This is a genomic window from Frankiales bacterium, assembly GCA_016125335.1.
Lineage (GTDB): Bacteria > Actinomycetota > Actinomycetes > S36-B12 > CAIYMF01 > Longivirga.
The window spans coordinates 155,262-168,442 of sequence record WGLY01000006.1; the positions used below are offsets into that span (position 1 = coordinate 155,262).

General features: G+C 75.6%; 17 protein-coding genes. 8 read left to right on the forward strand and 9 right to left on the reverse strand.

The window, feature by feature from the left end; genetic code table 11:
- Window positions 1–107: 107 nt before the first annotated feature.
- Genes GC157_04270 through GC157_04280 form a run of 3 tightly spaced genes read right to left on the reverse strand, consistent with a single transcriptional unit; the run spans window position 108 to window position 2,693 of the window.
- A complete protein-coding gene (locus GC157_04270; protein ID MBI1376684.1) occupies window positions 108–1,073 on the reverse strand; it encodes a CoA ester lyase in 966 nt (321 codons plus the stop codon).
- 33 nt (window positions 1,074–1,106) lie between these two features.
- Window positions 1,107–2,027 (reverse strand): EamA family transporter, encoded by a 921-nt coding sequence (locus tag GC157_04275; GenBank protein ID MBI1376685.1) that lies wholly within the window; start codon window positions 2,025–2,027, stop codon window positions 1,107–1,109.
- A 42-nt stretch (window positions 2,028–2,069) separates the two neighbouring features.
- On the reverse strand, window positions 2,070–2,693 hold the full coding sequence (locus GC157_04280) for a uridine kinase (GenBank protein MBI1376686.1): 624 nt from the start codon (window positions 2,691–2,693) through the stop codon (window positions 2,070–2,072).
- 112 nt (window positions 2,694–2,805) lie between these two features.
- Between GC157_04280 and GC157_04285 the strand changes: the two genes are divergently transcribed.
- From GC157_04285 to GC157_04300, 4 genes are read left to right on the forward strand one after another with little or no spacing between them, the layout of a single operon-like run.
- Complete coding sequence (locus GC157_04285; GenBank protein MBI1376687.1) at window positions 2,806–4,077, forward strand: CBS domain-containing protein; 1,272 nt, start codon at window positions 2,806–2,808, stop codon at window positions 4,075–4,077.
- On the forward strand, window positions 4,067–4,660 hold the full coding sequence (locus GC157_04290) for a DUF1003 domain-containing protein (GenBank protein ID MBI1376688.1): 594 nt from the start codon (window positions 4,067–4,069) through the stop codon (window positions 4,658–4,660). The genes GC157_04285 and GC157_04290 overlap by 11 nt, the downstream gene beginning before the upstream one ends.
- 44 nt (window positions 4,661–4,704) lie before the next feature.
- Window positions 4,705–5,838: a P-loop NTPase gene (locus GC157_04295; GenBank protein ID MBI1376689.1), complete on the forward strand. Its 1,134-nt coding sequence runs from the start codon at window positions 4,705–4,707 to the stop codon at window positions 5,836–5,838.
- The gene (locus GC157_04300) at window positions 5,822–6,880 is read left to right on the forward strand and encodes a phosphotransferase (GenBank protein MBI1376690.1); all 1,059 of its coding nucleotides are present in this window, start codon (window positions 5,822–5,824) and stop codon (window positions 6,878–6,880) included. Before GC157_04295 ends, GC157_04300 begins: the two co-directional genes overlap by 17 nt.
- On the opposite strand, the gene tatB is transcribed toward GC157_04300, so the two are convergent.
- The 3 genes from tatB to GC157_04315 form a co-directional block, all read right to left on the reverse strand.
- Window positions 6,877–7,296, reverse strand: a complete 420-nt coding sequence (gene tatB / locus GC157_04305) for a twin-arginine translocase subunit TatB (GenBank protein ID MBI1376691.1) — start codon at window positions 7,294–7,296, stop codon at window positions 6,877–6,879. The two genes, GC157_04300 and tatB, sit on opposite strands and share 4 nt — an antisense overlap.
- A 12-nt stretch (window positions 7,297–7,308) precedes the next feature.
- A complete protein-coding gene (locus tag GC157_04310; GenBank protein ID MBI1376692.1) occupies window positions 7,309–8,685 on the reverse strand; it encodes a PDZ domain-containing protein in 1,377 nt (458 codons plus the stop codon).
- Window positions 8,686–8,836: 151 nt separating this feature from the next.
- Complete coding sequence (locus tag GC157_04315; GenBank protein ID MBI1376693.1) at window positions 8,837–9,505, reverse strand: DUF2993 domain-containing protein; 669 nt, start codon at window positions 9,503–9,505, stop codon at window positions 8,837–8,839.
- An 82-nt stretch (window positions 9,506–9,587) separates the two neighbouring features.
- Here GC157_04315 and GC157_04320 point away from each other — a divergent pair, with 82 nt between their 5' ends.
- The 3 genes from GC157_04320 to GC157_04330 all read left to right on the forward strand — a co-directional run bounded on the left by GC157_04320 (window position 9,588) and on the right by GC157_04330 (window position 10,763).
- The gene (locus GC157_04320) at window positions 9,588–9,794 is read left to right on the forward strand and encodes a hypothetical protein (protein ID MBI1376694.1); all 207 of its coding nucleotides are present in this window, start codon (window positions 9,588–9,590) and stop codon (window positions 9,792–9,794) included.
- 63 nt (window positions 9,795–9,857) lie between these two features.
- A complete protein-coding gene (locus tag GC157_04325) occupies window positions 9,858–10,199 on the forward strand; it encodes a hypothetical protein (GenBank protein ID MBI1376695.1) in 342 nt (113 codons plus the stop codon).
- Window positions 10,200–10,319: 120 nt separating this feature from the next.
- Entirely contained in the window at window positions 10,320–10,763 is a 444-nt protein-coding gene (locus tag GC157_04330) for a hypothetical protein (protein ID MBI1376696.1), read from the forward strand.
- On the opposite strand, the gene GC157_04335 is transcribed toward GC157_04330, so the two are convergent.
- Window positions 10,714–11,280, reverse strand: coding sequence for a hypothetical protein (locus GC157_04335; GenBank protein MBI1376697.1), 567 nt, complete (start codon window positions 11,278–11,280; stop codon window positions 10,714–10,716). The two genes, GC157_04330 and GC157_04335, sit on opposite strands and share 50 nt — an antisense overlap.
- The gene (gene sigE, locus GC157_04340) at window positions 11,277–11,882 is read right to left on the reverse strand and encodes an RNA polymerase sigma factor SigE (GenBank protein MBI1376698.1); all 606 of its coding nucleotides are present in this window, start codon (window positions 11,880–11,882) and stop codon (window positions 11,277–11,279) included. Before sigE ends, GC157_04335 begins: the two co-directional genes overlap by 4 nt.
- 339 nt (window positions 11,883–12,221) lie before the next feature.
- Between sigE and GC157_04345 the strand changes: the two genes are divergently transcribed.
- On the forward strand, window positions 12,222–12,872 hold the full coding sequence (locus GC157_04345) for a methyltransferase domain-containing protein (GenBank protein ID MBI1376699.1): 651 nt from the start codon (window positions 12,222–12,224) through the stop codon (window positions 12,870–12,872).
- Window positions 12,873–12,971: 99 nt separating this feature from the next.
- Here GC157_04345 and GC157_04350 read toward each other — a convergent pair whose 3' ends face one another.
- Window positions 12,972–13,139 (reverse strand): DUF3117 domain-containing protein, encoded by a 168-nt coding sequence (locus GC157_04350; protein ID MBI1376700.1) that lies wholly within the window; start codon window positions 13,137–13,139, stop codon window positions 12,972–12,974.
- Window positions 13,140–13,181: the final 42 nt, after the last annotated feature.

A 13,181-nucleotide genomic window follows, 5' to 3' on the forward strand; every position in this document is an offset into this window, starting at 1 on the left:
AGGTCCGCCGCCGCACGTCAGACGGTTGCGCCGCCGACGTCGGTCAGTCCTCGGGCGGCGTGAATCCCCCTACTGCGGCCGCGCCGCAGCGGGGGCCCACACGCAGCTCACGCCTCCGGCGTGAACTGCTGGGTCCGGGCCATCCCGGCAGCCCGGCCCTTGGCCGAGATCACGAGCGCCATCTTGCGGCTGGCCTCGTCGATCATCTCGTCGCCGAGCATCACCGCGCCGCGGGCCCCGCCCTCGGCGGAGGTGTAGTAGTCGTAGGCGTCGAGGATGAGCTCGGCGTGGTCGTAGTCCTCCTGGCGCGGCGAGTAGACCTCGTTGGCCGCGTCCACCTGGCCGGGGTGCAGCACCCACTTGCCGTCGAAGCCCAGGGCGGCGCTGCGGCCGGCCACGCGCCGGTACCCCTCGACGTCCTTGATCTGGAGGTACGGCCCGTCGATCGCCTGCTTGTCGAACGCACGGGCGGCCATGAGGATCCGCATGAGGATGTAGTGGTACGCGTCGCCGGTGTCGTAGCCGGGCGGGTTCTCGCCGACGACGAGCGTCTTCATGTTGATGCTGGCCATGAAGTCCGCCGGGCCGAAGATGATGGTCTCGACGCGCGGGGAGGCCGACGCGATCGCGTCGACGTTGATGAGGCCGAGCGCGTTCTCGATCTGCGCCTCGATGCCGATGCGCCCCACCTCGAAGCCCATGGTGCGCTCGATCTGCGTGAGCAGGGTGTCGAGGGCGACGACCTGCTCCGCGGTCTGCACCTTCGGCAGCATGATGCAGTCGAGGTTCGGCCCGGCGTTCTCCACGACCTCGATCACGTCGCGGTAGGTCCACTGCGTCGTCCAGTCGTTGACGCGCACGGTGCGGACCTTGCCGTCGTACCCGCCCTCGTTGAGCGCGGCCACGATGTTCTTGCGCGCCTCGGGCTTGGCGAGCGGGGCCACCGCGTCCTCGATGTCCATGAACACCTGGTCGGCGGGCAGGCCCTTGGCCTTCTCGAGCATCTTCGGGCTCGAGCCGGGGACGGCGAGGTTGGAGCGGCGGGAGCGAAGCGTGCGCGGCTGGCTGCTCATGGCTCGCAGACTACGAACGCGGCATCCCCGACGTCACACGGGGGGCGTCTCGGTCGGGGTCCGCGGGTCGCCCGCGCGGATCACCAGCACGAGGCCCGCGAAGATCAGCGCGACCGCGGGGAGCAGCGCCAGCGGGGGCACCTGGCCGAGCCAGAGGGCCGCGATCAGCGTCGCGCCCGGCATCTCCAGCAGGATCGCCAGGCTCGTCACCGTGGCCGACGTCGTGCGCAGGACGACGTTGATGAGCGAGTGCCCGAGCAGCTGGGCGCCCAGGGTCAGGGCCACCAGCGTGGCCCACCCCGAGGCCGGGTAGCCGGCGAGCTGCTGGCCGAGCAGCAGGCACAGCGGGAGCAGCACCAGGGCCGACGTGGCGTACCCGACGGTGGTGTAGGCGGGCGTCGAGACGGTGCGCCGCACGCGCTCGCCCACGGTCACGTAGGCAGCGGAGAGCATGCCGCCCACGAGCGCGAGCAGGTCGCCGATCAGGTGCCGGGCGTCGATCGAGACGTCGATGCCGGTCAGCACCAGCACCCCGGCGAACGCGATGGCGATGCCGGTCCAGGCGCTGCGCGGGATGTAGGCGCCCCGGCGTCGCGCGAGCAGGGCCGCCCACACCGGCTGCAGCGACACCAGAGCCGTCGACGCGGCCACCGTCGTGAACTGCAGGCTCGGCACCCAGGCCGCGAAGTGCAGCGCCAGCAGGACGCCGCCGAGCACCGTGCCGCGCAGCTCCGCGCCCGACAGCGACGCGAGCTCGCGGCGGTGGCGGGCCAGCGCCCAGGGGGCGGTGAGGCCCGAGCCGAGCAGGCTGCGCCAGAACGCGATGGCGAGCGGCGGCACCACGGTGGCGGCGATGAGCGGGGCCGAGGTGGCGATGGCGGACACGGCCACCGCCAGCAGCGCGACGTCGACCCCGCGGGGGCGGGTGATCGCGTTCGCCGTCGTGCCAGCCACCCGCACATCCAACCCCGTGAAGCGACCCGGCCCTGCAGCGGCTCAGGGCGCCCCGGCGGGCCCGGGCACGACCAGTGCCGGGTGCCGGGGGTCGTCGGCACGCACCACGAGGTCCGCGGCCCCCTCGGGGTCGTGCTCCGCGGCGTAGCGCGCCAGGGCCGGCAGCGTCCACGCCTCCTCCTCCGGCGTGCGCCGCTCGAGCGCGCCGGGCGAGAGCCGCAGGTGCACGGAGATGTCGAAGGGCAGCCCCCGGCCGAGCAGCACGCTGCCGGAGACCACCACCACGGCCTCCTCGGGCAGCAGGACGCGACGCGCGCGGGCGGACCTGTCCGTGGCGGGGTCGCGCAGCGCCGGCAGCACGGTGCCGTCGGCCACGAACGGCTCGAGCACCTCGCGCCGCAGGGCCTCGACGTCGAGCCAGTCCTCGAGCCAGGCGATGTCGTCGCGGTGGCCGTGCTCGAGCCGCTGGCCCGCCGGCCGCCAGTACGTCTCCCACCGCACGTGCACCACCGGCCGGCGCGACGACAGCGCGTCGACGACCTCGGCCGCGAGCGCGTGCGGGTCCGCGGCCGGCGCCCCGTCGACCGCGAGGCGCACCCGGCCCGGCACGTCGTCGACGCGCGCGACGACGGCCGCGACCACGCCGTCGGGGCTCACCGCCCGGATCTCCGCCACACCACGATCCTGCCCCCTGGGCCGGCGGCGACGGCCGCGGCTCCTACCCGCGGCGGGCGTTTCCCGGGCGGGCCGGACCGGGCCGGACGGATACCCTGCGAGCATGAGCGGAGCGCTGACGAGGGTCTTCATCGCGCGCCTCGCCGGCATCGCCGTGTTCGACCCGCGCGGCGACCAGGTCGGCAAGGTGCGCGACGTCGTCGTCACCCTCCGCCACGGGCACCACGCGCCGCGGGTGCTCGGGCTCGTCGTCGAGGTGCAGCCGCGCCGGCGCATCTTCTGCCCCATGACCCGGGTGACCAACATCGACTCGGGCGCCGTCGTCACCACCGGCCTGCTCAACATGCGCCGCTTCGAGCAGCGCGCGGGCGAGACCCTCGTGCTCGGCGAGCTGCTCGACAAGCGGGTGACGCTGCTCGAGACGGGCGAGCAGGTGTCCGTCCAGGACGTCGCGATCCAGCAGGAGCGCACCCGCGACTGGTCGGTCAGCCGGATCTTCGTGCGCAAGCCGGGGGCCGGGTTCCGGCGCCGCGGCGAGACGATGGTCGTCGAGTGGGACGCCGTGTCCGGCCTGTCGCTGACCGACCCGCAGCAGGGCGTCGAGAGCCTGCTCGCGACGGTGGAGAAGCTGCGCGCCGCCGATCTCGCCAACGTGCTGCACGAGCTGGCGCCCAAGCGGCGCAACGAGCTCGCCGCCGCGCTCGACGACGAGAAGCTCGCCGACGTCCTCGAGGAGCTTCCCGAGGACGACCGCATCGAGATCGTCGAGTCCCTCGAGGCCGAGCGCGCCGCCGACGTCCTCGAGGAGATGGACCCCGACGACGCCGCCGACCTGCTCTCCGAGCTGGCCCCGGAGGCGGCCGAGGCGCTGCTGTCGCTCGTGGAGCCCGAAGACGCCGAGGACCTGCGCCGGCTGCTGAGCTACGACGACTACACCGCCGGCGGCATGATGACGCCGGAGCCGGTGATCCTGCCCCCGGACGCCACGGTCGCCGAGGCCCTCGCGCGCATCCGCGACTCGGACCTCTCGCCGTCGCTGGCCGCGCAGGTCTACGTGGTGCGCGCGCCGTTCGAGACGCCCACCGGCAAGTACCTCGGCGTCGCGCACTTCCAGCGGCTGCTGCGCGAGCCGCCGTCGACGCTGGTGTCCGCGACGCTCGACGACACCCTCGAGCCGATCGGTCCGTCAGCGCCGCTGAGCCAGGTGACGCGCTACTTCGCGACGTACAACCTCGTCGCCCTTCCCGTGGTCGACGAGAACGACCACCTGCTCGGCGCCGTCACCGTGGACGACGTCGTCGACCACATGCTCCCGGCGAACTGGCGCGACTCGGACGCCGAGCCCGAGGACGAGGCGGTCCCCCATGGCGCGTGAGTCCAGCCGCGGGCCGCGCCTCGACCAGCCGCTGGAGCGCGGGATCACCCTGCGCCCCAGCGTCGACCCCGAGCGCGTGGGCCGACTGTCCGAGCGCATCGCCCGGTTCCTCGGCTCGTGGCGGTTCATCGGCTACATGACGGCGTTCATCGTCGCCTGGGTCACCTGGAACGTCGCGGGGCCCAAGAGCCTGCGCTTCGACGAGTGGCAGTTCATCGGACTGACCCTGCTGCTCTCGCTCCAGGCCTCCTACGCGGCGCCCCTGATCCTGCTCGCGCAGAACCGGCAGGCCGACCGCGACCGGGTGCAGTACCAGGAGGACCGGGCGCGCACCGAGCGCCTCATCGCCGACACCGAGTACCTCATGCGCGAGATCGCGTCGCTGCGCGTCGCGCTCGGCGAGGTCGCCACCCGCGACTACCTGCGCAGCGAGCTGCGCGACCTGCTCGACGACCTCGACGAGCGCGAGGCACGGATCGCGCAGTCCCGCAAGAAGAAGGGCAAGGGTGCGGCGCGCGAGCCGCTGCCCGACGACGACGCCGACGAGGAGCCCGGCGTCGGCACGCCCGCATCCGCCGAGTGATCGCCGGCTCGGGGCCGTCCCCGCAGCCGACATAGGATCGAGGCATGTCCCTTCTCGAGCTCGTCGACGCCGCGCTGGCCACGGTCGAGGACCCGGAGATCCGGCGTCCGATCACCGAGCTGAAGATGGTGAAGTCGCGCGAGGTCGTCGGCGACGTGGCCCGCGTCGCGGTCTACCTCACCGTGGCCGGCTGTCCCATGCGCGACACGATCACGACGCGCGTGCGCGACGCCGTCGGCGCCGTCCCCGGTATCCGCGAGGTGCAGGTCGAGCTCGACGTCATGAGCGAGGAGCAGCGCAAGGAGCTGCGGGCCGGCCTCGTGGGCCACGACCAGCGCGAGATCCCGTTCGCCAAGCCGGGCAGCCTCACCCGCGTGTACGCCATCGCGTCCGGCAAGGGCGGCGTGGGCAAGTCGTCCGTGACGGCCAACCTCGCGGTGCAGCTCGCCGCGGACGGCCTCTCCGTGGGGCTCGTCGACGCCGACATCTACGGCCACTCGATCCCGCGCATCCTCGGCGCGACCGAGCCGCCCACGATGGTCGAAGGCATGATCATGCCGCCGCAGGCCTACGGCGTCCGGGTCATCTCGATGCTGCCGTTCAAGCCGGGCGGCGTCTCGCAGCCGGTGGCGTTCCGCGGCCCGATGCTGCACCGCGCGCTCGAGCAGTTCCTCGCCGACGTCTGGTGGGGCGACCTCGACGTGCTCCTGCTCGACCTCCCGCCCGGCACCGGCGACGTCGCGATCTCCCTCGCCCAGCTGCTGCCCTCGGCGGAGGTCCTCGTCGTCACGACGCCGCAGACCGCCGCGGCCGAGGTCGCGATCCGCGCCGGCATGCTCGCCCAGCAGACCCGCACGCGGGTGTCCGGCGTCATCGAGAACATGTCGGCGTTCCCGTGCCCGCACTGCGGCGAGCCCATGGACCTGTTCGGCTCGGGCGGCGGCGAGGTGGTCGCGCAGACCCTGAGCACCGAGCTCGGCACCGAGGTGCCGCTGCTGGGACGGGTGCCCTTCGACGTCCGGCTGCGCGAGGGCGGCGACGACGGCCGGCCGCTCGTGCTCACCGAGCCGGACGCCCCGGCGTCCACCGTGCTGCGCGAGATCGCGGGGCGGCTGGCGTCGCGCTCGCGCGGGCTGGTCGGGATGCCGCTGGGAATCACGCCTGCGGGCCGGGCCTGACCTCCGCCACGATGCGGGGGTGACCGACCTCCCCACCCCCGCTCGCTGGACCGATCCCGGCTGGCTCGCGACCGCCACCGGCTGGGCCGCCGACCGCCTGGCCGAGCGCGGCACCCGCGTGGTCGGGCGCACCCATCCGCACGTGCGTCCGTGGTCGACCGTGCTGCGGCTGGAGACGACCGACGGCGTCGTCTGGCTCAAGGCACCGGGCGACGGCGCGCGCGCCGAGGTCGCGCTGCTCGCCGTGCTGGCCGAGCTCGACGTGCCGCACACCCCGCGGCCGGTCGCGCACGACGTCGACCTCGGGCTCCTGCTGCTGCCCGACGCCGGGCCGGTGTCGCGGACGGTCCACGGCGGCGCCACCCCTCCGGACGTGATGGCCGACCACCTCGGCGCCTACGCGGGCCTGCAGCGCAGCCTCGAACCTCACGCCGACCGCCTCGTGGGCCTCGGCGTCGAGGACCTGCGGCCGGCGCTGATGCCGCAGGTGCTCGCTGAGACGATCGAGCGGCTGCGCGTCGAGCGCCCCCCGGGCCGGCTCGACGACGACGACGCGCAGGCGCTGGTGGCCCTGCTCCCGGCGTACGCCGAGGCCTGCGCGGAGCTGGCGGCAGGCGGTGTGCGGCCGACGCTTCAGCACGACGACCTGCACGACAACAACATCGCCGTGCCGGGCCCGGTCTTCCTCGACTGGGGCGACGCGTGCGTCGGGCACCCGTTCGGGACGCTGCTCGCGACGCTGCGCTCGGTGATGCACCACCACGGCCTGGGCCCGGACGACCCGGCGCTGCACCGCATCGCCGACGCCTACACGGAGGCCTGGACCGACGTCGCGCCGCGGCCGCAGCTGCGGCGCTGGGCGCTGCTCGCGCTGCGCGTGGGGCCGCTCACCCGGTCGCTGTCCTACCGGCGCGCCCTCACCGGTGTCGAGGAGTCGGCCTGGGCGGAGGATGGCGACGCGCTGCCCGGCTGGCTGCTCGAGCTGCTCGAGCCCGGGCTGCCGCTGCGCCCGCCGCTGCTCGCGGCGGGCGTGGCGCGCTAGGTCGCGTCGGCGTCGAACGAGGGCGGTGGGGGCGCGAGGTCGCGCGGGGCCGAGGGCGGGTCGGACGCCGGCGGGCGCGTCGGCGTGGTGCCCGGGCGTCCTGCTCCGGGCGAGGACGACGTCGCGTCGTCGATGAACGAGGACACGATCCGCTTGGGGTGCAGCTCGGCGATGTCGTTGACCGACCGGCGCAGCTCGTCGGTGATCGCCGGGTCGAGGTCGGCCACGGCGGCCAGCTCGCGGCGGGCGTTGGCCGCCTGGTCGCGCAGGACCCGCACCCACTTCACGCCCTCGGCGATCATCTTGGGCAGCCGGTCGGGCCCCACGAGCAGGAGCGCGACGACGATGATGACGACGAGCTCCCAGCCGCCGATGCCGAGGATGTCCACGTCGTCCCTCCCGTCCTGGGCCTCCAGGGTAGGTGCTGGCTAGCCCTGCGAGGTATCCGACCCGAGGGTGAGCGCGACGTCCTTGGTCCCGCTGCCCGACTTCACGCCCAGGGTCACGGTGTCGCCGGGCGCGTAGCTGCGGATCGCCACGATGAGCTCGGTCGAGTCCGAGATCACCCGCCCGTTGACGCTCACGATGACGTCGCCGGCCTTGAGGCCCGCGGCCTCGGCGGGACCGCCGGGCGTCACGGCCTGGATCGAGGCGCCAGGGCCGGGATAGGTCAGGTCGACCTGCACGCCGATCACCGGGTGGCTCGACCTGCCCGTGGAGATGATCTCCTCGGCCACCCGCTTGGCCTGGTTGACCGGGATGGCGAAGCCGAGGCCGATGGACCCGCTCTGCGGGCCGCCCTGCGTCTGGCCGAGCGAGGCGATGGCCGAGTTGACGCCGATCACCTTGCCCTGCGCGTCGACGAGCGGGCCGCCGGAGTTGCCCGGGTTGATGGCGGCGTCGGTCTGGATGGCGTTGATGAACGAGTTGTCGCCCGACCCGCCGGCGGTGACCGGCCGGTTGAGGGCGCTCACGATGCCGGAGGTGACGGTGCCCTCGAGGCCGAGGGGCGAGCCGATGGCGATCGTGGTGTCGCCCACCCGCACGCCGTCGGAGTTGCCCAGGGTCGCCACGGGCAGGCCCGTGCGGTCGACCTTCACCACGGCCAGGTCGTAGGAGGTGTCGCGACCGACGATCCGGGCCGGGACGCTGGTGCCGTCCTGGAACCGCACGGTGAGCGAGCCCCCGCCGGTCGCGGCACCGGCCACCACGTGGTTGTTCGTGAGGATGTAGCCGTCGCCGCGCAGCACGAAGCCCGAGCCCGTGCCCCCGCCGCCGCGCCCGTCGGACTCCTCGATCTGGACGACCGTGGGCAGCACCGCGGCGGCCACGGCGGCGATGGAGCCGTCCGGCCGGGCGGACAGGTCGGCGCTGCTCTGCGGCAGCACCGTGCCGGGCGCGGTGAGGCTCGTGGACGAGCGGTTCTCGGCCACCGTGTAGGCGCCGACCCCGCCGACGGCACCGGCGAGCAGGCCGGCGGCCACGGCGATCGCCACGACGCGGCCCGTGCTGCCGGTGGACCGGGCGGGCGCCGGGGCGGCGGCCTCCCCCTGCCGGGGGACGTCGGCGTACGGCGCGCCCGTCGGGGCTGCGCCCGGTGCGCCCTGCTCGTCCGCCGGCGTGGGGGCGGGCGGCCCGACGACGCGGGTCCGCGGGTCCGGCGCCGGGTAGCCGGCGTCGGCTCCGTTCCCGGCCCCGGCCCAGCCCGGCCGCGCGCCGACCACCGCCGGCTCGGGCCCGGCAGCCGCCTCGCGGCCCTGGTGCTCGCCCCCGGACAGGTTCTCGTGCTCGCTCATCGCCGGCATCTCCTGTGCTCGTCCCCGGCCCCCCGGCCGGGTCCCATCGTCTCGTGCGGACCGGTCCCGCGCCGGTCGCAGCCGGGTCCATGCTGCCCGCCGGGCCGGTGGCCACCCTTCGGACCCCCTGTGAGCCTGCTGAGAAACGCCCCGCCCGGGCTCACGCCCCCTCGAGGGGCACGTCGGTGCCCGTCGCGGTCACGACCACGCCGGCGGGCGTGACCGACGCCGAGGTGGCCACCAGCCCGAGCGGCAGCCGGCCGATCGACCCGGCCAGGGCGGTCACCCGGTCGGCGAAGGACGACGGCAGCCGCGAGGCGTCGACCTCGACGCCGAGCACGGACACCGACACCAGCTCGAGGCTCAGCCGGCCGTCGGTCACGACAGGTCGGAGCCGGGCCGCGACCGGGACGCCGTCGGCGACGGTGGCCACGAGCGTGTCGCCCTCGGCGGACACGACGTACCGGTCGCCGATGCGGGCCTGGAGCGCGGCCAGGGACACCGTGGCCCCGGCCTCCACCCGCGCCGCCGTGCGCGGCGCCCGGGTGCTCACGTCGTAGAGGTCGGCGTCGACGTGGTCGAGGACCAGCCCGCCGGAGGTGGGCACGTGGTCGAGGCTCACCACGACGTGGTCGAGCGAGCCGCGCGCCACCTGCGTGAGCACCGGGATCCCCTCGACCGTGGTGGACGTCGACCCCACCCCGGGGAAGGCGGCGGCGAGCCGGTCGTCGACGACGCGCCCGAGCACCGCGGCCGCGGCCCGGTCGGCCACCACGGCGAGCACGAGGAGCACGACGAGCGACACCGCGACCGCGGTGAGCCGCCTCACGACCCGCTCCCACGGCGTGACGCGGCCGCGCGGCGGGCCGCCACGGCCCCGGGGACGCCCGTCACGTCAGGCCGCCCGGCCGGTGATCCGCGACCACCCGCGATCCACCCGCGACCAGAACGTGTCGGCCGCCGGGTCCGGGTCCGCGGGGAAGGCCGCGAGCACCGCGGCGGCGATGCTGCGCGGGTCGGCGGCGTCGTCGGCGATCAGGGTGAGCACGGATCCCCGGCAGGCCCACACGACCGTGGCCGACGGCGAGGCCGGGGTCCCGCCCCGCACCCAGGCGTAGCTGCCGGCGAGCTCCTCGTGCTGGAAGCCCCGGCCGGCCAGGCCGGCCGCGTCGTCGGCGGAGATGTCGCCGGGAAGGGAGAACAGCGAGACGCTCACCAGCCCGTCGGAGAACAGCTGGTGGGTGACGGCGGCGCTGGACACCGTGCCCGCGGGGGCCTGGCTGGAGTCGAGCAGCTGGAGGCCGCCGGGCAGCGCGTCCGGGCAGGCGCAGCCGGAGCGCCGCGCCTGGGCCAGCCCGCCGGCGTCGAGCTGGCGCCACGGGTCGGGAGTGACGGACGGCGGCACCACGGCGGTGCCCGAGCCGATGCGCACCGAGGTGAACCCGCTGCGCTCGCGCACGGCTCCGTGCGCGTCGAGCAGCTCGCGGCGCAGCAGGAGCCCGGTGGCGTGGTCGAGCCAGTAGCGGGCCTGGAGCACGCCCGCCGCGTCGACGGCCACGACGGCGTCCGCGGGGCGTCCCGCGACCTGGGTGTCGAGGCCGGCCTCGCGCAGCACGCGGTAGTTCACCCGCAGCAGGTCGAGGGTGCGGCCGTCCTCGGCGAACGATCGGGCCGAGGCCGCCGGCGTCACCTGGACCGCCCCCGCCGCCACGCCCACGGACTGGGCGACCGTGCCGCTGCCGGGCACGTGCGAGATGCGGGTGGTGACCGTGCCGGCGGAGTCCGAGGTGGTCGCGACGCCGGAGTACTCGACCCGCGAGGCGGCGGCCGAGGACCGCGTGAGCAGCGCGACGGCCACGGGGTCGTCGGGGGTCATGGCGGCCCGGTCGGCGACGGAGACGGCGTCCACGCGGCCGGTCCAGCCGGTCCAGCCCTCGGCGCTGCCGGTGGGGTCCGGCGTCCCGATCGCGGCGAGCACCACGAGCGCGGCCGCGCCCGCCCCTGCGGCGGCTCCGGCGACCAGGACGATCCGTCGGCTCACGGGGTCGGGGAAGGCGACGCCTGCGGGCGGGTCAGGTCGACGGTGACGATGCGGGGGCCCGAGAGGGGCAGCTGCTCGGTGACGGCGGCGTGCTCGTCGAACAGCGTGTCGACCACCGGCGCGATCGAGGGGTGGGGGACGACGGTGGTGGACAGGGTCGACGTGGTGCCGACGACGGCCACCACGGCCAGGGCCGCCGCGCCCGCCGCGGAGGCGAGCACCACCCGCCCGCGCCGGCGCCGGCGGGCCACCGCGGGCCGGGACCCGCCGGGACGCACGCCGGCGGCGCCCGCGGGCCGGGGACCGGCTCCGCCCTGCGCCGGGACGACGGCCGCCGGGTCGCGCGGGGCGGCCGCGGGGACCGAGCGCAGCCGCTGGAGCAGGTCGTCGGAGGGGGCGATCCCGGGGGTGTCGCCCAGCCGCGCGGACGCGGCGCGCTGCGCGTCGAGCGCGGCGCGGCAGCGGCCGCAGACGGCGACGTGCGCGAACGCGCGCTCCGCCTCGGCCGGCGAGAGCCGGCCGTCGGCGAGGTCGGCGACGCGGGCGCCGAGGCATCGGCTCACGGGGCGCCCGCCGACGGGAGGCGCACGGCCGTGGCCGGGGTCCGGTGCGCGAGCGCGTCGCGCAGCTGGGCGCGGCCGCGGTGGATGCGCGAGCGCACGGTGCCGAGCTTGATCCCGAGCAGCTCGGAGATCTCCTCGTACGTGAGGCCCTCGATGTCGCAGAGCACGACCGCGACCCGGAAGTCCGGAGGCAGCGCGTCGAGCGCGGCCTGGACGTCGGCGTCGTAGGTGCGGTCGTCGACGAGCTGCGCCGGGCCGATGTCGCGGGAGGCGAGGCGGTCGGCGGCGTCCTCGGGCAGGCCCTCGAAGCGGATGCGTGCCTTGCGGCGCACCTGGTCGAGGAAGAGGTTGGTGGTGATGCGGTGCAGCCAGCCCTCGAAGGTGCCGGGCGTGTACTGCGAGAGCGACCGGAACACCCGGACGAAGACCTCCTGGGTGAGGTCCTCGGCGTCGTGCTGGTTGCCCGTGAGGCGGTAGGCGAGCCGGTACACGCGGGCGCCGTGATCGCGCACGACGTCGTCCCACGACGGTGCGGCCCACGGGGCGGGCGGGGCGCTCGGCGCGCCGGCGGTCTCGCGCGACGGGTCGGACACGGCGGACATGGCGTGCTCCTCGGACTGCGGCACGGCCCGGTCGAGCAGGGCGAGCCCGTGACCCGCCCCACCGGTCGTGAGGTCCATGGTGCCTTCCCGTCGTCGTCTGCGCGAAAACCGCGCACGCTCGCCACGGCCGAACTCACAGGGAGCTCTCAGGTGGCCCGGGCCGCCCGATGGGGGGATTCGGGCGGGCCCGGGACCGAGGACGGCGCGGTGCGGCTGGTCGTCGTCCACCTCGGCCAACGACCGGGGCCGGTCGCGGGTTCCCCTGCCGCGGCTCCCGTCCGGCCGGACGGGAGGGCCCGTTGTGCCCCCCTGGCCCGCGGGCACCGCTAGCCTCGCCGCGTGGACCTCGACACCCGCGCCCTCGCCGCGTTCCGCTCCAGCTGGGAGTACGCCGAGGCCTTCGTCCCCGAGGACCCGGTGCTGCTCAACGCCCGGGCCCGCGCGGAGGAGGTCGGCTGCGTCCCCGTGCACCCCGGCACCGGGGCGGCCCTGCGGCTGCTGGCCGCGGTCCTCGCGGCCCGCACCGTCGTCGAGATCGGCACGGGCACCGGCGTCTCGGGCGTCTGGCTGCTGCGCGGCATGGCACCCGACGGCGTGCTCACGTCCGTGGACATCGAGGCCGAGCACCAGCGCCACGCGCGCGAGGCCTTCGCCGCCGAGGGGGTCGCCGCCTCGCGCACCCGGCTCATCACCGGCCGCGCGCTCGAGGTGCTCCCCCGGCTGGCCGACGCCTCCTACGACCTCGTCGTCGTCGACGGCGCCAAGGACGAGTACCCGGACTACGTCCAGGAGGCGGCGCGCCTGCTGCGCCCCGGGGGCGTGCTCGCGGTCGACAACAGCCTCTGGCACGACCGGGTCGCCGACCCGGCCCAGCGCGACCCCGACACCATCGCCATCCGCAGCACCCTCGGCGACCTCCAGGAGGACGAGCGCTTCCTCGTCGCCCTGCTCCCGGTGGGCGACGGGCTGCTCACCGCCGTCCGGCGCTGAGGCGACCGCCCCCGGGGACGACGACGGCCCCGCCCCCCGGAGGGGACGGGGCCGGACACGGGTCGGACCCGGTGGTGCCGGAGGCTGCCTCGGGGCAGCTCAGCCGGCGACCGTGCTCAGCTGGGCACCGAGGTCGCGCGCCTCGTCGGGGGTGAGCTCGACGACGAGACGTCCGCCTCCCTCGAGCGGGACGCGCATGACGATGCCACGACCCTCCTTGGTGACCTCGAGCGGGCCATCGCCCGTCCGCGGCTTCATCGCGGCCATCCAGCACCCCTTTTCGCGTCGACGCGCCGCCCGGAGGTCAGG

Excerpts from the sequence above, each read along its gene's own strand:
- GC157_04285 (MBI1376687.1), top strand. The coding sequence starts at position 2,806 with ATGAGCGGAGCGCTGACGAGGGTCTTCATCGCGCGCCTCGCCGGCATC.
- GC157_04350 (MBI1376700.1), bottom strand. The coding sequence starts at position 13,139 with ATGGCCGCGATGAAGCCGCGGACGGGCGATGGCCCGCTCGAGGTCACC.
- GC157_04270 (MBI1376684.1), bottom strand. The coding sequence starts at position 1,073 with ATGAGCAGCCAGCCGCGCACGCTTCGCTCCCGCCGCTCCAACCTCGCC.
- GC157_04325 (MBI1376695.1), top strand. The coding sequence starts at position 9,858 with ATGTCGCCGGGAAGGGAGAACAGCGAGACGCTCACCAGCCCGTCGGAG.
- GC157_04295 (MBI1376689.1), top strand. The coding sequence starts at position 4,705 with ATGTCCCTTCTCGAGCTCGTCGACGCCGCGCTGGCCACGGTCGAGGAC.
- GC157_04310 (MBI1376692.1), bottom strand. The coding sequence starts at position 8,685 with ATGCCGGCGATGAGCGAGCACGAGAACCTGTCCGGGGGCGAGCACCAG.
- GC157_04290 (MBI1376688.1), top strand. The coding sequence starts at position 4,067 with ATGGCGCGTGAGTCCAGCCGCGGGCCGCGCCTCGACCAGCCGCTGGAG.
- sigE (MBI1376698.1), bottom strand. The coding sequence starts at position 11,882 with ATGTCCGCCGTGTCCGACCCGTCGCGCGAGACCGCCGGCGCGCCGAGC.